At 57.2% G+C, this 25,883-nt stretch carries 25 protein-coding genes; 12 read left to right on the top strand and 13 right to left on the bottom strand.

Annotated elements, in window-relative coordinates:
* The first annotated feature begins 29 nt into the window (after window positions 1-29).
* Window positions 30-284, top strand: coding sequence for a YheV family putative zinc ribbon protein (locus M8010_RS01800; protein WP_027830297.1), 255 nt, complete (start codon window positions 30-32; stop codon window positions 282-284).
* Between the two features lie 356 nt (window positions 285-640).
* Here M8010_RS01800 and M8010_RS01795 read toward each other — a convergent pair whose 3' ends face one another.
* The 9 genes from M8010_RS01795 to M8010_RS01755 form a co-directional block, all read right to left on the bottom strand.
* A complete protein-coding gene (locus M8010_RS01795) occupies window positions 641-1,963 on the bottom strand; it encodes a Na+/H+ antiporter family protein (protein ID WP_250087307.1) in 1,323 nt (440 codons plus the stop codon).
* Window positions 1,964-2,074: 111 nt separating this feature from the next.
* The gene (locus tag M8010_RS01790) at window positions 2,075-2,305 is read right to left on the bottom strand and encodes a DUF1653 domain-containing protein (protein ID WP_250087301.1); all 231 of its coding nucleotides are present in this window, start codon (window positions 2,303-2,305) and stop codon (window positions 2,075-2,077) included.
* A 70-nt stretch (window positions 2,306-2,375) separates the two neighbouring features.
* Window positions 2,376-2,762 carry a DoxX family protein gene (locus tag M8010_RS01785; RefSeq protein ID WP_250087299.1) on the bottom strand — a complete coding sequence of 129 codons (387 nt, stop codon included), beginning with the start codon at window positions 2,760-2,762 and terminating at the stop codon, window positions 2,376-2,378.
* 66 nt (window positions 2,763-2,828) lie between these two features.
* Window positions 2,829-3,266, bottom strand: coding sequence for a group I truncated hemoglobin (locus M8010_RS01780; RefSeq protein WP_250087297.1), 438 nt, complete (start codon window positions 3,264-3,266; stop codon window positions 2,829-2,831).
* A gap of 16 nt (window positions 3,267-3,282) precedes the next feature.
* Entirely contained in the window at window positions 3,283-4,164 is an 882-nt protein-coding gene (locus M8010_RS01775; RefSeq protein WP_250087289.1) for a DUF3034 family protein, read from the bottom strand.
* Entirely contained in the window at window positions 4,161-6,536 is a 2,376-nt protein-coding gene (locus M8010_RS01770) for a putative bifunctional diguanylate cyclase/phosphodiesterase (protein ID WP_250087287.1), read from the bottom strand. Before M8010_RS01770 ends, M8010_RS01775 begins: the two co-directional genes overlap by 4 nt.
* Entirely contained in the window at window positions 6,536-7,183 is a 648-nt protein-coding gene (locus M8010_RS01765; RefSeq protein ID WP_250087284.1) for a methylamine utilization protein, read from the bottom strand. Before M8010_RS01765 ends, M8010_RS01770 begins: the two co-directional genes overlap by 1 nt.
* Window positions 7,184-7,214: 31 nt before the next feature.
* On the bottom strand, window positions 7,215-7,862 hold the full coding sequence (locus tag M8010_RS01760) for a hypothetical protein (protein WP_250087283.1): 648 nt from the start codon (window positions 7,860-7,862) through the stop codon (window positions 7,215-7,217).
* 202 nt (window positions 7,863-8,064) lie between these two features.
* The gene (locus M8010_RS01755) at window positions 8,065-9,336 is read right to left on the bottom strand and encodes an MATE family efflux transporter (protein ID WP_250087282.1); all 1,272 of its coding nucleotides are present in this window, start codon (window positions 9,334-9,336) and stop codon (window positions 8,065-8,067) included.
* A gap of 263 nt (window positions 9,337-9,599) precedes the next feature.
* Here M8010_RS01755 and coxB point away from each other — a divergent pair, with 263 nt between their 5' ends.
* The 3 genes from coxB to M8010_RS01740 all read left to right on the top strand — a co-directional run bounded on the left by coxB (window position 9,600) and on the right by M8010_RS01740 (window position 13,351).
* Window positions 9,600-10,724: a cytochrome c oxidase subunit II gene (gene coxB / locus M8010_RS01750; protein ID WP_250087280.1), complete on the top strand. Its 1,125-nt coding sequence runs from the start codon at window positions 9,600-9,602 to the stop codon at window positions 10,722-10,724.
* Between the two features lie 103 nt (window positions 10,725-10,827).
* Window positions 10,828-12,414 carry a cytochrome c oxidase subunit I gene (gene ctaD / locus M8010_RS01745; protein WP_250087261.1) on the top strand — a complete coding sequence of 529 codons (1,587 nt, stop codon included), beginning with the start codon at window positions 10,828-10,830 and terminating at the stop codon, window positions 12,412-12,414.
* Between the two features lie 49 nt (window positions 12,415-12,463).
* Complete coding sequence (locus tag M8010_RS01740) at window positions 12,464-13,351, top strand: cytochrome c oxidase subunit 3 (RefSeq protein WP_250087260.1); 888 nt, start codon at window positions 12,464-12,466, stop codon at window positions 13,349-13,351.
* A gap of 19 nt (window positions 13,352-13,370) precedes the next feature.
* On the opposite strand, the gene M8010_RS01735 is transcribed toward M8010_RS01740, so the two are convergent.
* Window positions 13,371-13,574: a twin transmembrane helix small protein gene (locus M8010_RS01735; protein ID WP_137436566.1), complete on the bottom strand. Its 204-nt coding sequence runs from the start codon at window positions 13,572-13,574 to the stop codon at window positions 13,371-13,373.
* Window positions 13,575-13,624: 50 nt separating this feature from the next.
* Between M8010_RS01735 and M8010_RS01730 the strand changes: the two genes are divergently transcribed.
* From M8010_RS01730 to hrpB, 6 genes are all read left to right on the top strand, one after another.
* Window positions 13,625-14,365 carry an SURF1 family protein gene (locus M8010_RS01730; protein ID WP_250087257.1) on the top strand — a complete coding sequence of 247 codons (741 nt, stop codon included), beginning with the start codon at window positions 13,625-13,627 and terminating at the stop codon, window positions 14,363-14,365.
* The gene (locus M8010_RS01725; RefSeq protein ID WP_250087256.1) at window positions 14,352-14,996 is read left to right on the top strand and encodes a redox-active disulfide-containing membrane protein; all 645 of its coding nucleotides are present in this window, start codon (window positions 14,352-14,354) and stop codon (window positions 14,994-14,996) included. The genes M8010_RS01730 and M8010_RS01725 overlap by 14 nt, the downstream gene beginning before the upstream one ends.
* 63 nt (window positions 14,997-15,059) lie before the next feature.
* A complete protein-coding gene (locus M8010_RS01720; RefSeq protein ID WP_250090086.1) occupies window positions 15,060-16,124 on the top strand; it encodes a COX15/CtaA family protein in 1,065 nt (354 codons plus the stop codon).
* Window positions 16,121-17,044, top strand: coding sequence for a heme o synthase (cyoE, locus tag M8010_RS01715; protein ID WP_250087254.1), 924 nt, complete (start codon window positions 16,121-16,123; stop codon window positions 17,042-17,044). Before M8010_RS01720 ends, cyoE begins: the two co-directional genes overlap by 4 nt.
* Before the next feature lie 22 nt (window positions 17,045-17,066).
* The gene (locus tag M8010_RS01710; RefSeq protein ID WP_250087245.1) at window positions 17,067-17,735 is read left to right on the top strand and encodes an SCO family protein; all 669 of its coding nucleotides are present in this window, start codon (window positions 17,067-17,069) and stop codon (window positions 17,733-17,735) included.
* A gap of 349 nt (window positions 17,736-18,084) precedes the next feature.
* Window positions 18,085-20,562: an ATP-dependent helicase HrpB gene (hrpB, locus tag M8010_RS01705; RefSeq protein WP_250087242.1), complete on the top strand. Its 2,478-nt coding sequence runs from the start codon at window positions 18,085-18,087 to the stop codon at window positions 20,560-20,562.
* Here hrpB and M8010_RS01700 read toward each other — a convergent pair.
* Window positions 20,516-21,367: an eIF2B alpha/beta/delta subunit family protein gene (locus M8010_RS01700; protein ID WP_250087240.1), complete on the bottom strand. Its 852-nt coding sequence runs from the start codon at window positions 21,365-21,367 to the stop codon at window positions 20,516-20,518. The genes hrpB and M8010_RS01700 overlap by 47 nt on opposite strands.
* Before the next feature lie 64 nt (window positions 21,368-21,431).
* Window positions 21,432-21,800 (bottom strand): DUF6746 family protein, encoded by a 369-nt coding sequence (locus M8010_RS01695; protein ID WP_250087238.1) that lies wholly within the window; start codon window positions 21,798-21,800, stop codon window positions 21,432-21,434.
* 578 nt (window positions 21,801-22,378) lie between these two features.
* Between M8010_RS01695 and M8010_RS01690 the strand changes: the two genes are divergently transcribed.
* Together M8010_RS01690 and M8010_RS01685 are read left to right on the top strand one after the other, a co-directional pair.
* Window positions 22,379-23,197 carry an ATP-grasp domain-containing protein gene (locus M8010_RS01690; protein WP_250087229.1) on the top strand — a complete coding sequence of 273 codons (819 nt, stop codon included), beginning with the start codon at window positions 22,379-22,381 and terminating at the stop codon, window positions 23,195-23,197.
* 165 nt (window positions 23,198-23,362) lie between these two features.
* Window positions 23,363-24,538: a type III PLP-dependent enzyme gene (locus M8010_RS01685; protein WP_250087227.1), complete on the top strand. Its 1,176-nt coding sequence runs from the start codon at window positions 23,363-23,365 to the stop codon at window positions 24,536-24,538.
* 134 nt (window positions 24,539-24,672) lie between these two features.
* Here the strand turns inward: M8010_RS01685 and M8010_RS01680 are convergent, their stop codons facing one another.
* Entirely contained in the window at window positions 24,673-25,875 is a 1,203-nt protein-coding gene (locus M8010_RS01680) for an MFS transporter (RefSeq protein ID WP_250087224.1), read from the bottom strand.
* Between the last annotated feature and the right edge of the window lie 8 nt (window positions 25,876-25,883).

Genomic DNA, 25,883 nt, shown 5'->3' with positions numbered 1-25,883 from the left:
ACAGCTCACTTTTCAGGTGGAGTATTACCATGCCAACCCCCAAACGCTTCATCGCCGGCGCCGTCTGCCCCCGCTGCGCGGAGATGGACAAAATCATGATGTACACCACCGACGACGATGACCAGGTCCGCGAATGCGTGGCTTGCGGCTTCACCGATGCGGTGTCCGATACCCCGGAGCCCCCTGCCAACCCTGAGCTTCAAACCCGGGTGAATAAACGTAGCAATAAGGACGACCATACGGTCAAACAGGTGGTATTCTTCAAGTCTGGCGAGGACGAGTGAGGCTTAGGCTTTTGGAGTTTGTCTTCCTTTTGTAGCCTGCTGATTTGTGGGGGCCTGGAGGGCGTCGTGGTGCTTTCTTCTGGGAAAAAGATCTCGCTGCGCTCAGACACCTTTTTCCCGGCAGAAAGCACCCCAACACCCTCCGGTTTGAACCACAAAGGTATCGCTTTCAGGGACAAATATCGGCTATGTGCCCTTGGCGCTATCATTGGAGTTGGTTCGTGAGGGGGCCGGGGGATTTTTACTCGCCAGAAATGGGTGTCTGAGCGCAGCGAGTTCCATTTCAAGAGCAAAAACTCCCCCGGCCCCCTCGCAGCCCCAATCCAGGCAGGCTACAAGAAGGCCAACACCGAAGCTTAAAGAACCATAGCCGCCAACCACCCAAAGCCCAACAATGGCAGGTTGTAGTGCAGGAACGTTGGCACCACCGTATCCCATATGTGGTTGTGCTGGCCGTCGACGTTGAGGCCGGCGGTGGGTCCGAGGGTGGAGTCGGAGGCCGGGGAGCCGGCATCGCCCAGGGCGCCGGCGGTGCCTACCAGGGCTACGATAGCCAGCGGGGTGAAGCCCAGTTCCAGGGCCAGGGGCACGTACAGGGCGGCGATGATGGGAATGGTGGAGAAGGACGAGCCGATACCCATGGTGATCAGCAGGCCGACTACCAGCATCAGCAGCGCTGCGAGGGCCTTGTTGTCGCCGATGGCGGATACGGACCCCTCTACCAGGGTGGTAATCTCGCCGGTTTCTCGCATGACTTCCGCAAAGCCCGAGGCGGCGATCATGATGAAGCCGATCATGGCCAGCATTTTCATACCTTCGGTGAACAGGTCATCGGCCTCTTTCCATTTCACCACACCGGAAAGATTGAACAATACGAAGCCCGCCAGTGCACCCAGTATCATTGAGCCCAGCCACAGCTGTACCACGAATGCCGCCACAATAGCGACCAGTGCCATGAACAGGGTGCCGTTGTTGTATTTTACATCCACCCGCTCGGTGCGGGCGATGGCATCCAGGTTGTAGTGGCGCTCGCCGCGATAGCTGAAGAAAACCGCTACCAGCAAGCCGCAGAGCATGCCCAGGGCTGGAAGAGCCATGGCGGACATGACGTTGAGGCCGGTCGCATCGATGCCGTTGTCGGCCACGTTTGCCAGCAGGATTTCGTTCAGATAGATACCGCCAAAGCCCACGGGCAGAAACATGTACGGCGTAATCAGGCCGAAGGTCAGTACACAGGCGACCAGTCGCCGGTCCATGTTCAGTTTTGCCATCACGTAGAGCAGCGGCGGCACCACCAGCGGAATGAAGGCGATGTGGATAGGCAGGATGTTCTGGGACGACATGGCGATTGCCAGCAGCAGGCCAATAATCAACAGGCGGATACCACCGGCGGCCTTGCCGTCGCCCTGCCGGCCGACCAGGGCCAGGGCTTTGTCAGCCAGGGCATGGGCGAGGCCGGATTTGCCGATCGCAACGGCGAATGCGCCAAGGGTCGCGTAGGACAGCGCAACGGTAGCCCCGCCGCCCAGGCCCTCGTTAAACGCGGCAATGGTGGCGTCCAGTGACAGGCCGCTGATCAGACCGCCGGCAACGGCACCAATGATGAGGGCAACAACAACGTGTATGCGGCATAAACTCAGGACGAGCATGATGGCTACCGCGGCAACAACGGCATTCATGGGTAACTCCGGATTTCGGAAGTGGCTTTCAGCGCCCTGAAGCAGGGGGCCGTTCAGGAAAGCGCGCTAATGTGCCGGAAACGGATGCTGCAGTCAAAACCGTGATTTCCGTTATTTGTCGTCCACGAAGGCAAACCGTGGTACCTGCTCGCCGGCCATTTCCACGGTTTCCCGGAACATCGCCAGGGGCCTGACCCACAGGCTGTGATCGCCATACAGGCAGCGGTAGACCACCATCTGCTCCTCGGTTTCGCTGTGCCGGGCCACGCCGATGACGTCGTAATCCATGCCTTTGTAATGGCGATAGCGGCCCGGGCGGAGGTCCGGTTTTTTGTCGGTCATTGGTTTTTTCTCCACGCGTAGCGATAGGCTTCGTCAGTTTAGTTGAGTTTTCTGTATGCGGGTAACAGGTTTAATTCTTCAACTTATACCGACCCGGCCCGAGGAAAATTATGGCAACAGCAATAAACAGGAAGAAGCCCTGCAACTCCAGTGCCCAGCCGCCGTTTTTGCCCAGTGCCATTAATTCGTGGCTGTGCACCAGGGCTATTGCGACCAGCATGTTGAATACGATCAGTAGTGCGCCAATGCGAGTCTGGTAGCCCAGAATGACCATCAGCGGCGCGAGCAGCTCTCCGATAAACACGCCCCAGGCAAAAAATGCCGGAATGCCATGGCTCGCCAGCTGGCCCTCAATGAAACCCACGCCATGGAACAGTTTTGCGATGCCATGAAACAACAGCAGGCCACCCAGGGTGAGACGAACGATCAGTTTTCCCAGATCAGCATTTTCCAGCAATGACTATCTCCTTTCAGGTAAGTATTTCGGAATCCGCGCGCAAGCTTAACCGGTTTGCAGACGAGCTCAAAGATTACGGATTTGCGGATACAGTGGCACCAGTTTTTCAATCAACCGGTTCTGGGCACCGGTGGGAATATTGTTGTCTTCCATGGCGAGGATCAGGTTTTCAGCCAGGGCATTGAACTGGGTGTCCGTCACGTTCATGTCAGCATGGCTTTCCCGCATTTCCCGGCCGGAATAGCTGCAAGGGCCACCGCTGAGCTCACACAGCTGGTCGGTCAGGTTGGTGTGAAACTGCCGCACGTCAATGCCCGCGAACTGCTCGTTGATGCGGTCGTCCTCGACAATCAGGTACAGCAGGTCTTCTACGATGGTGGCGATACCGGACCGTTCGCCGAGCTGCTCGTAAAGTGAGGGTGACGAAGTTTTATCGTCCATGGACTGACACGCACTAAGGACCAGCAGGGATATCAGTAACAAGGCCTGGAACATGTGTTTCATAGGATTCTCCGGGTTGTCAGAAACTGGCCTGCAGCGATAGGTAAGCTCCGCGCTGGTCTTCCATGGTGGCGACATCGCCCAGATTGACCAGGGCAGCAGTGACCGACAGCCGCCGGTCTGGCACCCAGGCGACGAAAAGGTCCCACCAGTCGTCTTCAGAGGCGAAACCGAGATTGTCCGGTTTCTGGCGGTACTCGCTACCTACAAGCCACTGTCGCGTCACGAAGAGCCCGACGCTGCCCTCAAACATGGCCTCGTAGCTGTCATTGCGGTCGCCACCAAAGCCCAGCAGGCCACCCTGATTGGCTTTGGTACCGCGAACAGTGGCATTCACCAGCAGGTTGCGGTCCATCACTGCGGCGAAGAAGAGTTTGCTGCCGCCGATGTAGAAATCGGTACCGCTGTCGTCTTCCGCACCAATGGCATCGGGCACAGTGAATTCCCGGTTGCGCTTGTGTAGCAGGCCGGCTGACCACTGCCCCCAGGGGCTGTAAAGCGCATCGCCAACAAGCCGGACCTTGAGCCCGAACACGTCCTGTACCAGTTCATCTTCTTCAAGCCCGAAGCCGTCTTTAAGGGTGAAAACCAGGCTGTCCAGGTCCAGCGTCTGGCGTGCCAGCGTCAGCTCAATGCGATTTCGCCAGGTAACGCCGGCTCCGACAACGGACAGGGTGTAATCGTCGGTTTCAGCGCGGGACATGGTGAGAGTGCCGCCCCACTCCTCGTCGCTGGCGTAGCTGCCGAGCAGGGCCCAGGGCGAAAGCCCACCGCCGGCGCTGCCCTCGATGGACGTAACCCCGCCGGTTGCCCAGAGCCGGCTTCCGGTATTCGCCGACAGGTCCGCCGATACCGGCAATACCAGTAACCCTGCGCATAATGCCCGGGCGATGCGTCTCATGAGGTGGCTTCTCCTGTGTATCTGAGTTCCCGTCGGCGATCTGTCAGCGATTGCTCCGTTGCTCTGAGTTCTGCAGCAGCGACCGGGCGGCTGAGGAAGAACCCCTGGCCGATTTCACAACCCCAGCCCCGCAACAGTTTCCAGCTTTCGGCATTCTCGATACCTTCGGCCACAACCCGCAATCCGAGGCCATGAGCCATATCAATGGTGGACCGCACGATCAGCTGGTCCTGTGGTTCATCGCTCAGCCTTAGCACGAAGGATTTGTCGATTTTCAGTTCCTGAACCGGCAGTTTGCGTAACTGTGACAGCGAGGAATAGCCGGTACCAAAATCATCCACTGACAATGTCACTCCCAGTTGTCGCAAACGTTGCAGGGTTTCCAGGGCGGTGTCCGGATCTTCCATCACCGCACTTTCGGTGACTTCCAGGGTGATCCTGGACATTGGCAGCTGCCATTGGGAAAAGGCCTCGGCAACATCGTCTGCCAGTTCCGGGCGCGTCAGGTCCAGGGCCGAGAGATTAATGGCAACACCAATGTTCATCCCCTCCGCATGCCATTGGCCGGCATCGTGGGCCACACGCTGCAGAATATGGCGGGTGAGTTCATGGATCTGACCAGACTGCTCCGCCAGGAAAATAAACTCCTCCGGCGATATAAAGCCCAGCTCAGGATGGACCCACCTGACCAGGGCCTCCGCCTGATGGAAGCTGGCGCAGGCCATCTCAAGCTTGGGCTGATAGTTCATGTGCAGGCCATTGTGGATGATCGCCGAATGCAGGTCGGAGATCAGCTGAAGCTCACGAAGGTGGTTTTCATCGCGGCCTGGCTGGTAGTGAGTGATTGGCAACCGACTTCTCTGGGCCTGTTCAAAAGTGAGGTTCAACCTTCTGCGCACCTGGTCGGTATCAATGGCATCGTCGGGAAGCTGAAGGGTGACCATGGTGCAGCGGAGGGAGAACGGTGTGCTATCAATCATCAGCGGCGATTCCACGGCATGGCGCAGCGCCGTTGCCAATTCAACGAGCTGATGTTCGGGCTGTGCCCCGGTCATCATCAGGAATTCGCCACCCCCGGTTCGTGCCAGTGAAGCGTTGGCGGGTAGGCGTTGTTCCAGCCTTGAGGCAACCGCCCGGAGAACCTTGTCTCCGAATTCCAGGCCGAGAGTGTCGTTGATATCCGACAGATCATTGATGCGCACTCCCATCAGTGTGCATGGCTGAGCACTGACAAACTGATCCCGCAGGTCGGACAGGAACGCATTTCGATTGGGCAGGCCCGTGATCTCATCATGACTGGCGGCGTAGCGTATCTGGTCTTCCCGATCACGAAGCTTGGTCAGCATCTCACCCAGGGCCCGGCGCAACTGGGCCAGCTCGCCGCCGGCCCGGATCGGCGGAGGCGACGGGCTGCGGCCATCACCGATGGCTTTGGCGTAGTCTGCCAGCTGCAATACCGGACGGCCCATGTTGCGGGCGATGATGAGTGCAATCAGGCCGGCAAGCACCAGCACGGCACTGATCAGCAACAGGATTTCCAGTGCGCGCCGGTAATAGTTGCTCAGGCTTGCATCCCTGTTGATCAGCAGCATTAATTGCAGCTTGGCGTCTTCGTCGTCGTTGAGCCCGATAATCCGGGTGAAGTAGTGGGAGCTCTCCACTAAACGGTTGTTGACTAAGGTGTCGGTTGCGGCGCGGGTAAGTTCCTCAAGCCGCGATGATTCAATGGCTTCGGAGCCGGCAAGAAACCGGAATCCCTCCTCAGGCCCGGGTCGGGCGCGGAACAGCACTTCCGTGCCACTAAGTTGGCTGATAATGTCGCCAAGTTCATCACCGATACTGAAACCTGCGATGAGCCAGGCTCTTAATCCTGGCGCTTCCACGGGAATAGCCAGTATTTCGAAGCCCTGATCGTCTACTATGCTCACGTGACGGGCAAAGCCGGATCTTCGAGCGATGGATACCAGCTCTGTCTTCAGTGGGCTGTCCGTCAACGGGGCCGGCGGCGATCCCGTTTCCGCCAGAATGTTGCCTTCATTGCCAATAAGTAACGCGAAGTCCGCGCCTACCCGCCCTGTCTGATTGGTCAGCGCGCTATCAGCAGTGGGACGATCGCCACTGGCAATGGCAGAGCGGAAGCCAAAGTCACGAACCACAACATCCAGGCGGGAGAGGATAAGGCTGGTTCGCCGCTGCAGCACCTCTGTTGTTACCCGTTCCCCGAGTTTCAGTTGTTCCAGAGCGCGGGCCTTTTCGTCTTCAAACAGGTACAGCATCAGCAGGGCACCGATGCTCAAACTGACGAAAGCGACCAGGGCAACCATGACGATTACCAGGCGCCCGCGAAAACCGATGCGATTGGCGACAGCCATCAAAGCTCCCGGAAACGTTTTTGCAGACTGTCGAGCCGGTCATCGGTGGCCGGTTCCGGCGATAGCTCAAGAGAAAGATCGAGAGTGTCGGGATAAGGCGACTGTATGCTGAACTGCGCCACCCGGGTGTTGTCTGACAACCGCGGGTGCCAGATCAGCAACCCGGCATCCTCCGCGTCCACACGTTGCGGTAACTCGATGATCAGGCGCCCCTGTTCGTCGGTTCGGCCCGCCGGTGCGGAGTCAGTTACCAGGATAAAGGCCTGCATATGATCGTGGATGTTGCAGCCGATTTCGACCACGCCGGTCTGGTCAAATATTATCGGTTCCTCCGGCTTTCCTGCGTAGAGTTCGATGTTAAAAATCCTGGCCGGAGAGAACGAGTAGACATGATGCTGGGTATTATCCCGGTTCGGGAAGTGCACAATTGAACCTTCGGGAATAACCAGCGTGCGGGGTTGGAATTCGCGGTTTTTCTGGACAATTTCGGCTGTAATTGCTGCTTGTTCGGGCCCGTTTTCCAGAATGACGATGGCATCTGCCACTGGCTGGCCGGTGGTGGTGTCGGTCAGTTCAAGGGTAGTTTCAGTCCCGTGGCCAGGGGCGCTGGCCAGGATAAAAGCCAGGGCAACAGTCAGTCTGTACATCGGTTTGAGCCATCCGCGTCTGTATTACAACCTACAGGCCCGCCCCAAGGGACAGTCGAATGTGGTTACGTACCAGCAGGTTTTCCCAGTAATGTTTCATCCAGTCCCATGCAGCATTCCTTGTCTGTTCTACGAACGGGTCCAGGTTCAGTTCGTAATAGTCCGGCGAGCCTGCAATCTGTAGCAGGGTGACGGTGATCGACTGGTCGAGCTCATTGGCAAAGGGTTCTCCGATCAACTGATGTGCCAACAGATTGGCCCGCGTTGCTTCCACGTCTACCAGTTCGCTGGCTCGCGTGGACCGATTGTTTTCACACATTTCTTCCATCAGGCGATGACAGAGGTAGGCCCGTATCAGTAGCCCGTCCAGCCCGTCATAACGTACCAGAAGAACGGAGGGTTGGGTAAAATATCCGGTGGCTGCCTTCACGAACGGCGCAAACAGCCCGGCCTCATTGGCCTCTCTGGCACAGGCTTCCACGCATTCGATCAGTCTGGGCGCCATTTCAATGTATTCGATGGCAAACTGAAACAGGCAGGTGGCGGGCTGATAGCCGTCGATAGTAATGGTGGCAGGCAATGACGCCGACCTCTCCCGCATCTGCTCTAGGAAGGTGCCGGAGCGGGCTTCCTGCCTGCGTGCCTGATCAATGATGTCGAGAACAACCTTTGGTGTCATTTCAGGAGATGCCGGTCTCTGAATGGAATGGGGTCGCAAGGCGCCTCCCTGCATACGAATGGAGTGTCAGGGGCACGGGGAAGCGGCTGGCCACCGCAACATGCCTGCGTTTTCTCACAAGTGTAGACGAGATTTGGCGGGCTGCTCTGGGCACTACATTAAAACCGGAACAGGATGTCGGTTGAGCTGCGCTGCCGGTGAATTACTGTTCTGAAAACCAGCGATCATGTCGCGAATGGCTCAGAAAAAGCGATCCCATGGTGACGGCACGTGCCAGCATAAGACAAATCAATGAAAACCAGAGGCCATGATTACCCCAGCCGGTGGTCAGCCACCATACTGGCAGAAACACCACCACTGCCGAAAACAGCATGGTGTTCTGCATATCCCGGGTGCGGGTGGCGCCGATAAAAACGCCGTCCAGCAGGAAGCCCCACACGGAAGCCAGGGGCAGCAGCCATAGCCAGGGTAAGTAGAGCCATGCGGCAGTGCGCACTTCCTCAATGCCGGTCAAAAGGCTGATCAGGAAGCGCCCGCCGAGTACAAATGCCACAGTAAACAGGATCGAACCCCAGAGGGCCCAGCGGAAAGCGACCTTGAACACCTGACGGAATTGCTCGCGGCTGTTCTTGCCCACGGCCTCTCCGATCAGTGCCTCGGCGGCATTGGCGAAACCGTCCAGACCGTTGGAAATCAACAACAGAAACGTGATCAGTACCGCATTGGCGGCCAGTATGGTGTCTCCCTGCCTTGCTCCCTGGGCGGTAAAAAATGCCAGTACCAGAAGCAGGGCGATGGTACGAACCATGATGTACCGGTTGACTCGCAGTATTTTGAGATAATCGTTCAATTGGCCGAACAGTGCGCGGCTGAAACCCTGGTTGGCAGGCATCCGCGACAGCACCATGCGAAAGCCGATCGCTGCCGCGGAGTATTCCGCCAGCACGGTGGCAATGGCAACGCCGCGACTGTTCCAGCCGAAGCCGGTCACGAACAGTACATCCAGAATGATATTGAGCCCGTTCGCCACAATCAGCATGATCATTGGCCCCTTGGGCAGCTGAGTGCCAATCAACCAACCTACCAGGGTGTATTGGCAGAGTACCGCCGGGGCGCCCCAGATCCTGATGCCGGCATATTCCGCGGCAAGCTCTGCAACACGCTCGCTGGGGTTCATCAACTCAAGGCCGACGCGGATCAGGGGCTGGTGAAACAGAATCAGCAACAGGCCAATTCCGGTGGCCAGAAGTACTGAGCGTAACAACAGCGCGATCTGGGCGAATTCGTCCTGTTTTCCCCAGGCCTGGGCTGCAAGGCCCGTTGTGCCCATTCGCATAAAGCCGAAGGTCCAGAACAGAATGCTGAACAGGTTCGCGCCCACGGCAACGGCACCCAGGTATTCCGAGCTGTCGAGGTGACCGAGCACGGCGGTGTCCACCAGCCCCAGAAGTGGCACAGTGAGGTTTGTGAGCATCAGCGGCCATGCCAACGCCCATAGCCTGCGATCAGTGGTAGTGAGCTTCGGAGGCGACTTTACAGAAATGAAAAAAGTTCCTTCTTTAGTCGATTAATGGCTATTGGGACTTTCGCATTTTTTTGATCTGTGTCTATACTTGCGTGTGAATTATCCATAGCCGACTTCCACTCTGACTCGAATAGTGTGTGCGAGCACTGTCCGGAACAGAGGGATTAGACGCAAAATCCGACAAGAATAACACTCTGTGGAGACACAGTCTTATGCGCGTGCACGCTAAGCGGGCAGGTGTCCTTCTGGGCGGACTTATGACGCCAGCGTTGTCCATGGCGGACTGGACGCTGAACATGAGTCCCGGGGTCACCGGTACCAGTAACGAAATATTCAGCCTTCACATGACCATCCTGTGGATCTGCGTCGTCATTGGCGTGGTGGTCTTTGGTGTCATGTTCTGGTCCATATTTGCCCACCGCAAATCGTCGGGCCGAAAACCGGCCAACTTCCACGAAAACACGCTGGTTGAAATTCTCTGGACCATCATACCTCTGGTTATCCTTGTGGTAATGGCTATCCCGGCCACCGCGACACTGGTCGATATGTATGACACTAGCGAGGCCGATGTCGATATCAAGGTCACCGGCTACCAGTGGCGCTGGAAGTATGATTACATCGATGATGATTTTGGGTATTTCTCCAACATCTCCACCAGCGATGACGAGATCTACAACCGTACTGCCAAATCCGAAAACTACTTGCTGGATGTAGACAACCCGATGGTGGTTCCCGTGGGCGCGAAGATTCGCCTTTTGCTCACAGCCAATGATGTTATCCATAGTTGGTGGGTACCCGAGTTCGGCGTGAAAAAAGATGCTATCCCCGGTTTTGTTAACGAGGCCTGGACCAGAGTTGATGAACCGGGCATTTACCGTGGCCAGTGCACCGAGTTATGCGGGGTAAAACATGGCTTTATGCCAGTCGTGGTAAAAGCAGTGCCACAGGACGAATACGACACCTGGGTGGCTGAGCAGAAGGAGGCCGCGCAGCGTGAACGCGAACTCACCGAGAAGGACTGGACTCTCGAAGAGCTGATGGTTCGTGGTGAAAAAGCCTATGCAAGTGCCTGCGCCTCCTGTCACCAGGCTGATGGCAGCGGTGCGCCTCCAGCGTTCCCGGCACTCAAGGGCAGCCAGATTGCTCTGGAAGATATGGATGCACACCTGGACGTGGTTGTGAACGGTGTATCCGGAACTGCGATGCAGGCCTTTGGCGACCAGCTCAGTGAGGTTGATCTCGCGGCTGTGATTACCTATGAGCGGAATGCCTGGGGTAATGACACCGGTGAGATGATTACGCCGAAGGAAGTATTCGAGTACAAGAACCAGGAATGATTAGCCGGGCGGCCATCGACGTTGTCGTCAGACCGCCCCGTCTAATTTCGCCAGATTAATGACATCGCCAGCCAGAACAACAAGGCGGTAACGGGGGTTTTTCATGAGTGCGGTTGCAGATACCCACGCCCAGGACGATCATCACCACGGCCCGGCCAAGGGCATTACACGGTGGTTGTTGACGACCAATCACAAGGATATCGGGTCCATGTACCTGATATTCAGTTTCACCATGTTCCTGCTTGGCGGGGCCATGGCCATGGTCATCAGGGCCGAGCTGTTCCAGCCGGGCCTGCAGATAGTGGAACCGGAATTTTTTAACCAGATGACGACCATGCATGGTCTGATCATGGTTTTCGGTGCGGTCATGCCGGCGTTTGTTGGTCTTGCCAACTGGATGATCCCGCTGATGGTAGGCGCCCCGGACATGGCGCTGCCGCGGATGAACAACTGGAGTTTCTGGTTGCTGCCCTGCGCCTTCCTGATCCTGGTGTCTACCCTGTTTATGCAGGGCGGGGCTCCGAACTTTGGCTGGACCTTCTACGCACCGTTGTCGACAACTTACGGTCCGCCAAGCACTACCTTCTTCATCTTCGCCGTTCACATCATGGGTGTGTCGTCGATCATGGGTGCCATCAACGTCATTGCTACCATCCTCAACATGCGGGCACCGGGCATGACCCTTATGAAAATGCCCCTGTTCGTGTGGACCTGGCTGATCACCGCTTTCCTGCTGATCGCCGTTATGCCGGTTCTGGCTGGCGTGGTCACCATGATGCTGATGGATATCAACTTCGGTACCAGCTTCTTTGATGCCTCCGGTGGCGGCGACCCGGTACTGTTCCAGCATGTGTTCTGGTTCTTCGGGCACCCCGAGGTTTACATAATGATCCTGCCGGCATTCGGCGCGGTATCCCATATTATACCGGCGTTCTCTCGTAAACCTCTGTTTGGCTATGCCTCGATGGTCTATGCCGTGGGTGCGATCGCCCTGCTGTCATTCGTGGTCTGGGCGCACCACATGTTTACCGTGGGTATTCCCATCGCCGGCCAGCTGTTCTTCATGTATGCAACCATGCTGATTGCGGTGCCGACCGGGGTTAAGGTGTTCAACTGGGTGGCCACCATGTTCCGCGGCTCGTTGACCTTCGAGGCGCCGATGCTGTTTGCGGTGGCCTTTGTCATCCTGTTTACCATCGGCGGCTTCTCCGGACTGATGCTGGCCATCGCACCGGCTGACTTCCAGTACCATGACACCTACTTCGTGGTTGCCCACTTCCACTATGTTCTGGTACCGGGTGCCATCTTCGGCATCTTTGCCTCGGCTTATTTCTGGCTACCCAAGTGGACCGGGCACATGTACGACGAAACCCTGGCCAAGACCCATTTCTGGCTGTCCTTCGTTGGCATGAACCTGGCCTTCTTCCCCATGCACTTCCTTGGGCTGGCGGGCATGCCACGCCGGATTCCGGACTACGCGCTGCAGTTTGCCGACTTCAACATGGTGTCCAGTATTGGAGCCTTCATGTTCGGTGCCACCCAGATCCTGTTCCTGGTGATCGTGGTCAAATGTGTGAGGGGTGGCGAGAAGGCTGCTGCCAATCCCTGGGATGGAGCGGAAGGCCTTGAGTGGACTGTTCCCTCACCGGCGCCTTACCACACATTCTCCACCCCGCCGGAAGTGAAGTGAGCGGCCGGGAAAATAACAATCGATAACGGATAAGCCATCGGAGATTGTCATGGCGGAAAACCAGACGTATTACGTTCCAGAACAGAGTAAGTGGCCGATCGTGGCCACTGTCGGCCTGGGGGTCACTCTCTACGGCGTTGCCTCTATAATGGTGAACGGTAACCAGGGTGAAAGTACCACCGGCTCCTGGTGGATGTTCTTTGTTGGCGCCGCCATTATGACCTACATGCTGTTCGGGTGGTTCGGCGCTGTTATCAAGGAGAGCCGGTCTGGATTGTACAGCCCGCAAATGGATCGCTCTTTCCGTTGGGGAATGAGCTGGTTTATTTTTTCGGAAGTGATGTTCTTTGCGGCCTTTTTCGGTGCCCTGTTCTATACCCGGGTTTTTGCCTTGCCCTGGCTCGGTGGGGAGGGCGATCGTGGCTCCTCCAACATGCTTTGGGAAGGGTTTCAGGCCACTTGGCCGTTGATCAACACCCCCAATCCCGAGGCCTATCCGCCGCCGGAAGGTGTTATAGGGCCCTGGGGACTACCGCTTATCAACACCATTCTGCTGGTCACCTCTTCCTTTACCGTCACGGTTGCCCACCACGCGTTGAAAGAAGACAACCGCAAGAAGGTCAAAACCTGGCTTGCCGCCACAATTGCGCTTGCACTGGTGTTCGTCTGTGTCCAGGGTTATGAATATGTTCACGCATATCAGGACCTGAATCTGACACTCCAGTCAGGTATCTATGGCAGTACTTTCTTCATGCTGACAGGCTTCCACGGTGCCCACGTGATACTGGGTACCCTGATGCTGGTGATCATGCTGGTGCGCATACAGAAGGGGCACTTCACAGGTGATAACCACTTCGGGTTTGAAGCGACGTCCTGGTACTGGCACTTTGTAGACGTGGTGTGGCTCGGACTTTTCGTGTTTGTCTACGTAATCTGAATGTAGTGGTCAGCAGTGATCAGGGGGTCGGATTAAGGGTCAGTCCCCCTTGCCACAGTGAAATCAGGATAACAGCCAATAGCATCACGCTCAGTGCGACCCGCAATGCCAGGGAATTCAGGACACGGTTCGTTTTCCCGCCATCCTTGATCAGGAAAAACAGCCCGCTGAACAGGCTCACCAGAACCGCCAGCATAAGTACGACAATGAGAAACTTCAGCATGAAAAATCCTGTTTACGGGAAACTTGGTCAAGAAACCACTATAGCAGAGCATGTCTGATTCGGCTGATCAATCCCGCCGGCAGTGGCAATTTGATTGGCGGCTCATGCTGTTTTCCGGATTGTTCCTGCCTCTGCTGGTTGGCCTTGGCACCTGGCAGTTAGATCGGGCGCAGGAGAAAAAGGCGCAACTGGCACAGTGGCAGCAGGAAGCTGGCAGCCTGAACTGGGTCGAGCTCCAGGGTGCGGGCCTGGAGACAGGTCAGCCGGCTCATATATCCGGTCGCTATGGCGACTTCTCCTGGCTGCTGGATAACCGTACCCGGGACGGTGTTCCCGGCTATGAGGTGCTGACGCTGTTCTTTCCCGTACAAGGCCGGCCGGTGGTGGTGAACCGCGGTTGGTTGCAGGCTCCAAGAAGACGGGACGAGTTGCCTGAACTTGACGTGCCTGGCGGTGAGGTGCGTCTGCAGGGACGGTTGAGTGATTTTCCGGAGCCACCGGTACTCAAGGATGTTTCACCCGGCAATAGCGATTGGCCCAGACGTGTGCAATCCCTGTCCTATCAGCAAGCGCAGGAAGTTCAGGCAGACGTGACCGGATTTGTGTTCAGGCTTTCTGATTCCGAACAGCCTGGTGCCTACCGCGCAGACTGGGCTCCGGACATGATGGGGCCGCAGACTCATTACGGATACGCATTGCAATGGTTTTCACTGGCCGCGGCACTGGTTATATTGACGGTGGTAGCGAGTTATCGCAAAACAGGAGCCAACGACGACAATGACAACGGCTGAGACAATGAACCAGAATGACCAGGAAGAGGCGGTTTCCCCTGAAAAGGTCCGCCGCGGCAGGCGAACAGCGCTGTTGCTCTTTGCCATCGGCTTTGGCCCGATGGTGTTTGCAACCATCATGTACTATACCGGCTGGCTGAACCCGACCGGCCACAGCAATAATGGCGAACTGATACAACCGCCTGCCCCCCTGAGCCAGATACAGCTGGAGGGGGCCAACGGCAAGCCTCTCGCAGATCGTTTCGGCCCCGAGGCGTCCGACCCCGAATGGATGATGGTGGTGGTGTCCGGCAACTGCGCGGCGGATTGCGAAGAGCTCCTTTATCGCGCCCGTCAGGTCAATATTGCCCTGGGGAAAAATGCCAATCGTGTCAATCGCTCTGCCTGGCTGGGTTCTGTTTCAGACGATCTGACTGCTCGTTGGGATGCCGAGTATCGTTCCATGGAACGCCTGAGCATTTCTGGTGAGGGCACAGCCCAATGGCCTGCGGGTATCAGCCCGGAGCAGGAACCACGCATTTTGCTGGTAGATCCCTTCGGAAATGTCATCATGCACTATGGTAATGAACACACCGGCAAGGACATGCTGAAAGACCTCAAGCATCTGCTGAAACTGTCGCAGATTGGTTAATAGTTATTGCCGGGAGATCCACCGTTGAACGAAATCCGGAACAACACATCCCGCCAGGTGCGCATGTTGGCACGCTGGTCATTGCTGGCGAGTTTGCTGGCGGTGGTGGTCATCATGCTGGGCGCCTGGACCCGGCTGGTAGATGCCGGCCTTGGCTGCCCAGACTGGCCCGGTTGTTATGGGTTTCTGACCGTACCTCAGGACGAGGCCCGGATGGCCATTGCCAATGCGAGGTTTCCGGACACTCCGGTAGACGTTGAGAAAGGCTGGCCAGAGATGATTCACCGTTACGCGGCCGGCATCCTGGGGCTGGTCGTCTTTGGTATGGCAGCCTTTGCTTTTCGTCATCGCCGGGAGGGGCTGCCGTTTCGGCTTCCCCTGTTCATAGCCTGCTTCATTGTACTTCAGGGCGCGTTCGGAATGTGGACGGTTACCCTGAAGTTGTGGCCCCAGGTGGTTGCCCTTCACCTGCTGGGTGGCTTTACCACACTGAGCATGCTTGCACTTCTTACCTTACGTTTACGCGGGAAGCAGCAATTGGATGCCGGGCTTGCAGCACCAAAGCCCTCGGAACGGAACCGCTTCCGACCCTGGCTATATGGCGGTCTCATGCTGGTAATCATGCAGATAGCGCTGGGCGCCTGGACGGCTGCAAATTATGCGGCGGTGGCCTGTACGGATCTGCCCACCTGCCAGGGGGAATGGTGGCCTGCCGACATGGACTTCGTGCATGGATTTGATGTCACCCAGCACGTCGGCCCGAATTATCTGGGTGGCCAACTGACCGCGGATGGTCGGGTTGCCATTCACGTCACCCACCGAGTCGGGGCGGTGATTGTACTTGCGTACTTCACGGTATTTCTGGCATTACTGTGGCGCAGAACGAAACAGACTCCGATGGCGAGGCATGTGCAGCTTGTGGCCGTGGTATTGGCAGCGCAGATAGTACTGGGCCTGGCGAACATCGTGTTTCATATTCCCCTATCGGTGGCAGTGGCGCACAATGCAATGGGTGCGGGATTACTGCTGGCAGTGATCAACCTGCTCTGGCGTTTTCACCAGCAGGGCCTGCCGCAGCCATCGGACGCAACACATACAACAACAATTGAACGAGAGGTGACGGCATGAGCGAGCGTGTTGAGGCACTGCCGGCGCAGGGCACGACCAGCGGATCAGACTCCGTAAGTATTTCATGGCGTGACTTTCTGGAGCTGACCAAGCCCAGAGTAGTGGCGATGATGATTCTTACCTCGGTCATTGGCATGTTGCTGGCGACCCCGGGGGTGCCGGGCTGGGAGGTTCTGATCTATGGCAACCTTGGCATTGCCCTGCTTGCGGGCGCCGCTGCCGTGGTAAACCATGTGGTTGACCAGAAGATTGATACTGTAATGGCCCGGACCCGCAAGCGGCCCGTTGCCACAGGAAAAATCTCGCCGGTTGACGCATTGATGTTTGCAACTGTGCTGGCGGTTTCGGGCATGGTGGTTCTGGTGTGGCAGGTAAACGCTCTGACCGCCTGGCTAACCCTGGCCTCACTGGTTGGGTATGCGGGCGTTTATACCCTGTTTCTCAAGCGCATGACGCCCCAGAACATCGTGATTGGCGGCCTGGCCGGCGCCATGCCTCCTTTGCTGGGCTGGACAGCGGTAACCGGACAGATTGAAGGTCACGGGCTTTTGCTGGTGCTGATCATTTTCGCATGGACCCCGCCGCATTTCTGGGCCTTGGCGATCCATCGCAAGGAAGAATATGCCAAAGCGGGCATCCCAATGCTGCCGGTTACCCATGGCAACAAATACACCGAGCTGCATATTCTGCTGTATACCCTGATGCTGCTTGCTGTCAGCCTGCTACCGTTTGTTACCGGCATGTCCGGAATGATCTATCTGGTAGGGGCACTGGCCCTTGGCCTGCGTTTCCTGCAATACGCCGTGCGCTTGCTCAGAGGCGATGATCGTCGGGTGGCACTGAACACGTTCAAATATTCCATCACCTACCTGATGGCACTTTTCGTCGTGTTGCTTGTCGATCACTTTATATTTTTCTGATCGCTGATTTACCGGAGATTTCATGGACCGTTCGATTCGCCTGACGCTGATCATTCTGCTGTTGGTCATCGTGCTGATTTTCGGGCTGGTGGTCGGGCGCCAGGTGCTGATGGTCGGGCAAGACGAACCTTCCCCCGCACCAGAACTCAGTGAGATCAATACCTACGTTTACGACCAGGGCCGTAAGCTTGCCGACTTTGAACTGGTTAATGAACTGGGCGAAACCGTTACCCGGGAAAGCCTGCGGGGACAATGGACCTTCGCCTTTGTGGGTTATACCAACTGCCCTGACATCTGCCCTGCCGCCATGGCCAACCTGCGCAGAACCGACAACCTGTTGCCAGATGAATTGCCTCAGCCCGAGTTCCTGCTGATTACGGCTGACCCGGAACACGACACGCCGGAAAGACTGCGGGAGTATGTGCAATTCTTCGGCGATGACTTCCATGGCCTGACCGGTGATCTGGAAACCCTGAGGGAACTGGCCAGGAGCCTCAATGCCGCCTTTAGCCATCGAGACGTGGACGGGGAACTGCTTGTCGATCACAGCGGCCACTTTGCGCTGATCAACCCAGAGGGCGAAATGACGGCGGTGCTGCAACCGCCGCACAATCCCGAAGACCTGGTGAAGGCCTATCGGGAGATCTACGAGTGGACCAGGGCCAACCACGCGCGAGCGTCTCGGTCCTGATCAGGACTGATGTTTCGCAGGCAGGAGCGGGGTGGTGGGGTATTTTTCCTTGGGAATGGAACTCGCTTCGCTCAGACACCCATTCCTGGCGGAAAACTACCCCACCACCCCACTCTCAGGTAACTGGCAGTTATCGCTGTCAAAACGATACGAAAATTACCAGCCCGTGCAATACAGAGTTCGACCGTAGTACGCTTTCCCGAAACCTTCGAGTTACCTGAGGGTGTGGGGGTGATTATTTTTCAAACAGAAAATGGTGTCTGAGCGAAGCGAGTTCATTTTCCACTTGAAAAATAATCACCCCCGCGCCCTTCCTCCAACACAGGCAGTCTTAAAAAAAACCATACGAATGCTTCCAATAGACCAAATCATACCGGACCTCCTGAACACCCTGGAGTCCGAGGCAACCATCATGCTACAGGCTCCCCCAGGCGCCGGCAAAACCACCCGGGTACCGCTGGCGCTGCTGGATGCCCCATGGCGGGATGGCCGGAAGATATTGATGCTGGAACCGAGGCGGCTGGCCGCCCGATCGGCGGCGCGGTATATGGCCGGGCAGGTGGGGGAGAAGCCAGGGCAGACCATTGGTTACCGGACGCGGCTGGATACAAAGGTGACTTCCGCAACCGTGGTTGAAGTGGTGACGGAAGGCATTCTCACGCGGTTGATTCAGAGTGACCCTGCGCTGGAAGACTATGCAGTGGTCATTTTCGACGAGTTTCATGAGCGATCATTGCAAGCCGATCTTGGCCTTGCACTGGTGCGGGAATCCCGGCAGGCGTTGCGGGAGGATCTGCGGGTGATCGTGATGTCTGCAACTCTGGACACTGCACCTATAGCGCGCATGCTAGGCGACGTACCGGTGCTGACCAGTGAAGGGCGGGCGTACCCGGTTGAGGTGGGTTACCGGCCGATTCCCCGCAATGGTCGGGTGGTGGAGCAGGTGGTGTCGGTGATCCAGGAAGCGCTGGCACAACAGACCGGCTCGATGCTGGTATTTCTGCCCGGCGCGGGAGAAATCAGGCGGGCAGAGCGACAGCTTTATAAACAGCTGGCCAATGATGTCATTGTTGCGCCTTTGTACGGCAACCTGAACAACGACGAACAGGATAGGGCGATAGCGCCAGCGCCGGAGGGATACCGCAAGGTGGTTCTGGCTACGGCCATTGCGGAATCCAGCCTGACCATCGAGGGTATACGGGTGGTTATCGACAGCGGGCAGCAGCGCCGGGCGGTGTTTGATGCCAACGGCGGTATGACCAGACTGGTGACCGGATGGGTCTCCAAAGCCTCGGCAGAGCAGCGCAAGGGTCGTGCTGGCCGCGTTGAGCCCGGTGTCTGCTACCGCCTGTGGAGTGAGTCCGCCCAGTTCAGCCTGGCTGAATTCACCCCACCGGAAATACAGGAAGCGGATCTGGCGCCGCTGGTTCTGGAACTGGCGCAGTGGGGCGCGCGATCACCGGAACAGCTGGACTGGATTGATCCGCCACCTCCGGCCCACTGGCAGCAGGCCATGGAATTGTTGCAATGGCTCGACATGCTGGATGACGACGGTGCCATTACCGACCATGGCAAGGCCTGCCGCAGCACGGGTGTGCATCCGCGGCTGGCGCACATGATTATCCGGGGCCGCGAAATCGGTCAGGGTTACCTTGCGGCAGAATTGGCGGCCTTGCTGGAGGAGCGGGACCTTGTCGGAAGGTCGGCGGGGGCAGACATGCAGGAGCGCGTCCGCATACTGCGCGGCCAGGTACCCCGTCACGGTGTTGATATCGCCAGAGTGAAAGCGATCGGCAAATCAGTCTCGCGGCTGACCGGTAATCTCGACTGCCCACGCGATCTGCCTACCGGTGAGGAGGTGGGCCGTCTGCTTGCCCTGGCCTATCCCGATCGTGTGGCTCGCAAGCGTCGTGGTGATCTACCCCGTTACCAGCTCAGCAACGGGCGCGGTGCAGCCCTCCGAGACGACGATCCGCTGGCCCGACACCCTTGGCTGGCCACGGCCGAGCTTGATGGCAAGGCCAGGGAAGCGACAATCTATCTTGCGGCACCGGTTAACCCTGTGCTTCTGGAGCAGGACCTTGCGCGTCATATCCACGAACGGGAAGAAGCCATCTGGGACGACACCGGTGGCACGGTGGTGGCCCGTCGTGTCAGAAAACTGGGGCAACTGGTGCTGGAAGAGGTGGCCTTGCCTGCCCCGTCTGCCGAACTGATACAACAGGGCCTGCTGACGGCAGTGCGTAAAAAAGGCCTCAGAAGTCTGCCCTGGACACCTGCGGCTGAACAGTGGATCGCCCGGGTGCGCTTGCTGGCCCGTTGTTTGCCGTGCGACTGGCCGGATGTCAGCAACAGCTGGCTGAGCGATAACCTGGAAGCCTGGCTGGGGCCATTTCTGGCCGGGATGAGCCGTTGGCGTGAGTTGGAGAAGCTCAATCTCAGTCAGGCTCTTGGCAGCCTGCTGGATTATCGGCAACAAAAGACACTGGATGAGCTTGCGCCAACCCGCCTGGTCATCCCTACCGGCCAGTCGGTCACCCTGGACTACACGGCTGAAAACGGACCGGTGCTGGCGGCCAAGCTCCAGGCCCTGTTTGGCTGGACCGAGACCCCGACCGTTGCAGGTGGCCGGGTACTGGTTGTTATCCACCTGCTCTCCCCGGCAAAACGCCCTCTGGCGGTGACAGCGGATCTGGCAAGCTTCTGGCGTAATGCCTATCCGGAGGTGCGGAAGGACATGCGCGGGCGCTACCCGAAGCATCCCTGGCCGGAAGACCCGCTCACGGCTGAGGCGAGCCAGGGCACGAAAAAACGCCCTGCTCGTTGATTCTGCCGGTAATCAGCGATTCCGGAATGGTCTCGAAATAAATGTTCCGGGGTGTAATCCACTCACCCGTAGGTGCGTGCAATTCTTCGGCCGGCATTTCTTCCAGGCTGACGTCATTGCTGGTCTGATCGCTGTGCCTGAAGCTGTCGCCCAGGACCCAGAATGGTTTGTTGTGGGCGTGGGCAGCCAGGGCGAGCAGCCGGGTTCCGCTTTTATTGATGAAATGCCCGTCTGCCAGCCAGGTATCGCATCCGGTGACCACCACATCCGCCCGGGGGACGAACAAGCCCATCTGGGCATCGGTGATCAGGGTAACCGGCACCCCCAGATCGTTCAGGGCTGTTGCCAGCTGGTGCCCCTCCATGCCGGGACTGCTTTGGGTACAGATGACGGAAAATTGATGCTGTTTGTGGACGAGCAAACGAAACAGTCCCAGCACAACCGAGCTGGCACTGTGAGTCATAATCACTGCGTTGGATGGAATCTGCCGGCGGGCGTGTCGCACTATGGTCGAACTGGCATTTTCCAGCTCGCTGGCAACCTGATTGGCCGCAGCCAGCGGCGAAATGCCGTCGGCGATACACGACTTAAATTTCCCAATGGCATTGCCAATGACCGGCATGCTGGGACGAGCTTCAAGTAGCCTGTCGAGCAGAGGCTCGAGGTCGGAAGGAGTTGGTTGGGCGGCCTTCACATAGGCGACCAGGTCACTAAGCGTTTTCAATGCCAGCTTGGTGGCCCCGGACTCGTAGTCCTTCTGGAGCCGGTCAAGCAATTGCTGTGCTCTGTCATCTAAACCGGGCATCGCTGCCATCCTTTGTCATACCAGACAAAAGATTAGCAGCGAGAGGGGCCTTTGTCCGGGAAGTTTATTCAATCACCGTGCGGCTGGTTTCCAGGTAGGCTTTGCCATTACTGGCTACACCTTCGGTATCGGCGCTCTCCGAAGCAAGGTGGATTTCCTCCAGAGTCACCGCCAGGCCATCAAACTCCTCGTTGATTTTGCCGAGAGCGTTTTCCAGGGTATAGGTCAGCTGATGAATCTCGTCCATGGCTTCCGCATCCAGCTCCCCGGAGAGAACCTCTTCCAGCTTTTTGTTGTACTCAGAGAAATTCGCTACGGCCTCTTTCAGGGTCGCGGATTCCTTGCCTTCGTAGTGTTCAACCTCTTCAGCGAATGAAGATACGGGTAGTGTCAGGGCAGCACAGGTCAGCAGCGCCAGGGTTTGTTTTCTCATGTCATAATCTCCCTTTTTGATATCAAAAATGATAATAGTTCGCGTTCAAGGTTAGGGTAAGTTTGTTCGTCTGGCAATGATTTCTGTCAGTTTTTGGGTTTGGGTTTGGGTTTGGCTTTGGTAGGACTGATGATTTTGGTGGGGATCGGGGTGGTGGGGGTATTTTTCCTTGGGAATGGAACTCGCTTCGCTCAGACACCCATTCCTGGCGTAAAAATACCCCCACCACCCCGCTCTGCCGGGAAATGGTGATGTCGCTAGGGAAAGCTTCGGTTTGGCTGAGGTTTGATTTCAGGTCTTTTCGGGCGGACATCGTTTCAGGAATACCAGAGTTGCAGGCTAACCCACGCAAAACCCTGGTAGACCGCCGCGACAACTGGCGTTACCTAAGGGTATGGGGGTATTTTATTTTTCAATAAAGAAAATGGTGTCTGAGCGAAGCGAGTTCATTTTCATTTGAAAAATAAAATACCCCCGTACCCCTTCCCCAACCCATCCAGTCTTACCAAAGGAATAAATATTGCACCCAACCAAAAGCTGTATAGAATGCGACCAACTCAACCACGCACCGAACCCAAATGAAACTGGTTTCCTTCGACATATTCCGCACCCTGGGCTTCCCGGACACCAAGGTACTCAAGCCCGAACAGTTCCTGGCCCACAAGGAACTGCTTAAAGACGCAGACTGGGTTCTGTTCCCGGAATACTGGCAATTGAACGCCCTCGTTCACGGTTTGAAGTGCCGGGTATTCCCCAGCGTTGCGAGTTACCGCATCGGCCACGACAAGATAGAAATGACCCGTGCCTTTCAGGCGGTCGCGCCAGAGCACACGCCCTGGACCCTGATCGAGGCCAATGGTCCGCAGGAACAGCAGGCTGTATGGGACGCCATGGCACTGCCGTTCGTGGCCAAGCTGCCTAAGGCCAGTATGGGTGAAGGGGTGTGGCTGATTGAGAACCGTGCAGATTGGCAGCGATATTGTGAGCAGACCAGTGTGTTATATGCCCAGGAATACCTGCCGATTGATCGGGACGCGAGGGTGGTGATCGTTGGGGATAAGGTGGTGTCCGCTTACTGGCGAACCCAGGCTGATCAGGGATTCTACAATAACGTATCGCGCGGCGGGCGCATTGATAAGGGCCCGGTTCCATCCGTGGTGACGGATCTTGCGTTACGACTGGCGCGGGAGCTTGAGGTGGATCATGCAGGATTCGACATTGCCCTGGTCGAAGGGTACCCCTACGTGCTTGAGTTCAACCGGCTGTTCGGCAACCAGGGGCTGGCCGGGGGCAGCCATCTCAAAGTGGCAATTCTGGAATACCTGCAGCGCCATGCCGAGCCCGATGACCCTGACGGGCCCACAGTGCCGCCGCCACTGTGGCCGGTTGCAGTCTGAATCCAGACGGGGCTTTTGCATTGATCGGGCCGCCGAGGAGCATGGGTAAATATGCTCATATCCGGGGGCAGGGAAAAGCCCGATGATCGCCACAATAACGGGTGCTGCAGCATTGCTGTAGCACCTATTTTTTTGCCTGTTTGCCCCTGGAGGGAAACACCATCCATGACCGAGTCTGCCAACGCCATCATCGCTGATTATTATGAGGCCGAAACCTTCGCCCGTATCAAGGCCTTTGCCGATACCCGGGAAACGCCGTTTGTTGTCATTGATACCGCTACCATCAACCGCCAGTACGATGACCTGGTGGAAGGCTTCCCGTATGCCAGCGTCTACTATGCAGTAAAAGCCAACCCGGCTCCGCAGGTGCTGACCATGCTGCGGGACAAGGGCGCCAGCTTTGACATTGCGTCGGTGTATGAGCTCGAAAAGGTCATGGGTTTGGGTGTGACTGGCGATCGGATCAGTTACGGCAACACTATCAAGAAAGCGAGAGATATTCGCACTTTCTATGAGAAAGGGGTGCGCCTGTACGCCACTGATTCCGAAGCAGATTTGCGAAACATTGCCAAGGCAGCCCCGGGCTCAAAGATTTACGTGCGTATCCTCACTGAAGGTACCCTGACTGCCGACTGGCCACTGTCCCGCAAGTTCGGCTGCCAGACCGACATGGCCATGGACCTGCTGATCCTGGCCCGCGACCTGGGCCTGGTGCCTTACGGCGTCTCCTTCCATGTGGGTTCCCAGCAACGGGAAATCGGCGCCTGGGATGCGGCTTTGGGTAAGGTAAAGGTCATTTTCGAGCGTCTGAAAGAAGAAGATGGCATCGAACTGAAGATGATCAACATGGGCGGCGGCTTCCCGGCCAACTACATCACCCGCACTAACGACCTGAAAACCTATGCCGAGGAAATCAAACGCTTCCTGGATGAGGATTTCGGCGATGAGCTGCCTGAGATCATCATCGAGCCTGGCCGTTCGTTGATTTCGAACGCTGGCGTGCTGGTCAGTGAAGTGGTGCTGATTTCAAGGAAGTCCCGCACGGCCCTGCATCGCTGGGTTTTCACCGATGTCGGCAAGTTCGGCGGCCTGATTGAAACCCTGGACGAGTCCATCAAGTTCCCGATCTACACCGAGAAATCCGGCGAGGGCGAAGACTGTGTGATCGCCGGCCCGACCTGCGACAGCGCGGACATCATGTATGAGCACCACAAGTACTCGTTGCCGCTGAATCTGGCCATTGGTGATCGTATGTATTGGCTTTCTACCGGCGCCTACACGACGACATATAGCGCCATAGAGTTTAACGGTTTTCCTCCGCTTAAGGACTATTACATCTGACACTGGGGGTGGCCGCGGGGTGGGGGTAATTTTTCCTTGGAAATGGAACTCGCTTCGCTCAGACACCCATTTCTGGCGGAAAATTTACCCCCACCCCACGGCTATCAAGTTGTAAGTGGGCTTCCTTTTGAGGGTCAGCTTTGTGGTTGGCCCTTTTGTCGTTTCAGGTCCAGGGTAAAGGTCAGTGGGAGGACCAGAACGCAATAGGCGATAATGAAACCCACTGCATATCGGGCGTCATTGCCCCAGTCAGCCAGCAAACCGCCGATCATGGGGATTGAAAACGCCATCGTGTAGCCGACCAGGAAGTTGCCTGCGGAAAGTCGACCTGTTTCTCGGGATTCAACCAATACCGGCGGTAACGCCACCAGAAGAATGAGCAGAATCCCTGCGGTCAAGCTCATAAAGGTCGCGCTGGCAATGGCCCACCAGCCGGTCAATAACAGCGTGCCGACCGTACCGATAATGCTACCGGTGGCGGCTACAATGATCGGAAGCTTCCGGCCTACCCAGTATCTCGCCATTTTTAGCATTATTAGCGATGCCACTACCTGGGCGAAGTTGTACCAGAAGAGCGCATCCGCCAGCATTTCAAAGTTGCCCTGTTGTTCCAGAAGGCTAGCCATATAGGCGTTGAGGCCGAAGAACAGGGATCCGGACAGGCCCAGTAGCAGGCCGATTCTCAGGGTGAGAGGGTTTTTCCAGTCCGGTAGCCAGGAGGGTTTTCGTACCGGACGGGCCATGTCTCTGCGTGGCAGGAACAGGGCGGAGGCTACCAGTAAGCCGGGCAATGACCAGGCCAGAAGGGTGGCCCGCCAGCTGTCGTCCATCAGTGGCATCAGCACAGGCAATGTTATACCAGCGCCGATAAACTCACCCATGAGCATGCCGTTCATGTAGATGGCAGAGCCAATGGCCAGGTGTTTTGGTTCGAGCCAGCGAGGTAACAGAGCCGGCAGTGAGGGTTGCATCATGGCGATGCCAAAGCCCATGACGGCGCTGGCCAGCATCAGTGTGATGGTATCCGGCGCAAGGCCGCGGCCTGCGGAGCCTATAACCATGATCACCATGGCAAGCGCGAGTGTGTTCCTGGGGCCCAGCCGGGCTATGGCTAGGGAGCCGGGCATGGAGCCGACCGCCAGCATCAGAATGGGAAGCGTTGTAAGGGCGCCGGTCAGGGCCTGGGACAGGCCGAGTTCGTCGCTGATGAAAGGTGCCAGCGGCGGCGCCACCAGCACCGGTATGCGCAGATAAACACCGGCCAGCCAAAGCAACACCGCCACCGGGAGCAGCTTTGCTGCCGGTGGCGGTGTTGTGGTCTCTGAAACGTCAGCCACTGGGGCCG

The sequence above is a fragment of the Marinobacter sp. ATCH36 genome (assembly GCF_023555055.1).
Classification (GTDB): Bacteria; Pseudomonadota; Gammaproteobacteria; order Pseudomonadales; family Oleiphilaceae; genus Marinobacter.
The sequence above is the reverse complement of the archived record's forward strand: the minus strand, read 5'-3'. Positions and strand labels throughout refer to the sequence as shown.

Excerpts from the sequence above, each read along its gene's own strand:
- M8010_RS01770 (WP_250087287.1), bottom strand. The coding sequence starts at position 6,536 with ATGGCTGTCGCCAATCGCATCGGTTTTCGCGGGCGCCTGGTAATCGTC.
- M8010_RS01800 (WP_027830297.1), top strand. The coding sequence starts at position 30 with ATGCCAACCCCCAAACGCTTCATCGCCGGCGCCGTCTGCCCCCGCTGC.
- cyoE (WP_250087254.1), top strand. The coding sequence starts at position 16,121 with ATGAGCGAGCGTGTTGAGGCACTGCCGGCGCAGGGCACGACCAGCGGA.
- M8010_RS01710 (WP_250087245.1), top strand. The coding sequence starts at position 17,067 with ATGGACCGTTCGATTCGCCTGACGCTGATCATTCTGCTGTTGGTCATC.
- M8010_RS01695 (WP_250087238.1), bottom strand. The coding sequence starts at position 21,800 with ATGAGAAAACAAACCCTGGCGCTGCTGACCTGTGCTGCCCTGACACTA.
- M8010_RS01765 (WP_250087284.1), bottom strand. The coding sequence starts at position 7,183 with ATGTACAGACTGACTGTTGCCCTGGCTTTTATCCTGGCCAGCGCCCCT.
- M8010_RS01755 (WP_250087282.1), bottom strand. The coding sequence starts at position 9,336 with ATGCTCACAAACCTCACTGTGCCACTTCTGGGGCTGGTGGACACCGCC.
- M8010_RS01780 (WP_250087297.1), bottom strand. The coding sequence starts at position 3,266 with ATGAAACACATGTTCCAGGCCTTGTTACTGATATCCCTGCTGGTCCTT.
- M8010_RS01690 (WP_250087229.1), top strand. The coding sequence starts at position 22,379 with ATGAAACTGGTTTCCTTCGACATATTCCGCACCCTGGGCTTCCCGGAC.
- M8010_RS01790 (WP_250087301.1), bottom strand. The coding sequence starts at position 2,305 with ATGACCGACAAAAAACCGGACCTCCGCCCGGGCCGCTATCGCCATTAC.
- M8010_RS01730 (WP_250087257.1), top strand. The coding sequence starts at position 13,625 with ATGTCTGATTCGGCTGATCAATCCCGCCGGCAGTGGCAATTTGATTGG.
- M8010_RS01760 (WP_250087283.1), bottom strand. The coding sequence starts at position 7,862 with ATGACACCAAAGGTTGTTCTCGACATCATTGATCAGGCACGCAGGCAG.
- M8010_RS01740 (WP_250087260.1), top strand. The coding sequence starts at position 12,464 with ATGGCGGAAAACCAGACGTATTACGTTCCAGAACAGAGTAAGTGGCCG.
- M8010_RS01725 (WP_250087256.1), top strand. The coding sequence starts at position 14,352 with ATGACAACGGCTGAGACAATGAACCAGAATGACCAGGAAGAGGCGGTT.
- M8010_RS01735 (WP_137436566.1), bottom strand. The coding sequence starts at position 13,574 with ATGCTGAAGTTTCTCATTGTCGTACTTATGCTGGCGGTTCTGGTGAGC.
- M8010_RS01795 (WP_250087307.1), bottom strand. The coding sequence starts at position 1,963 with ATGAATGCCGTTGTTGCCGCGGTAGCCATCATGCTCGTCCTGAGTTTA.
- M8010_RS01685 (WP_250087227.1), top strand. The coding sequence starts at position 23,363 with ATGACCGAGTCTGCCAACGCCATCATCGCTGATTATTATGAGGCCGAA.
- M8010_RS01720 (WP_250090086.1), top strand. The coding sequence starts at position 15,060 with ATGTTGGCACGCTGGTCATTGCTGGCGAGTTTGCTGGCGGTGGTGGTC.
- ctaD (WP_250087261.1), top strand. The coding sequence starts at position 10,828 with ATGAGTGCGGTTGCAGATACCCACGCCCAGGACGATCATCACCACGGC.
- M8010_RS01700 (WP_250087240.1), bottom strand. The coding sequence starts at position 21,367 with ATGCCCGGTTTAGATGACAGAGCACAGCAATTGCTTGACCGGCTCCAG.
- coxB (WP_250087280.1), top strand. The coding sequence starts at position 9,600 with ATGCGCGTGCACGCTAAGCGGGCAGGTGTCCTTCTGGGCGGACTTATG.
- M8010_RS01775 (WP_250087289.1), bottom strand. The coding sequence starts at position 4,164 with ATGAGACGCATCGCCCGGGCATTATGCGCAGGGTTACTGGTATTGCCG.
- hrpB (WP_250087242.1), top strand. The coding sequence starts at position 18,085 with ATGCTTCCAATAGACCAAATCATACCGGACCTCCTGAACACCCTGGAG.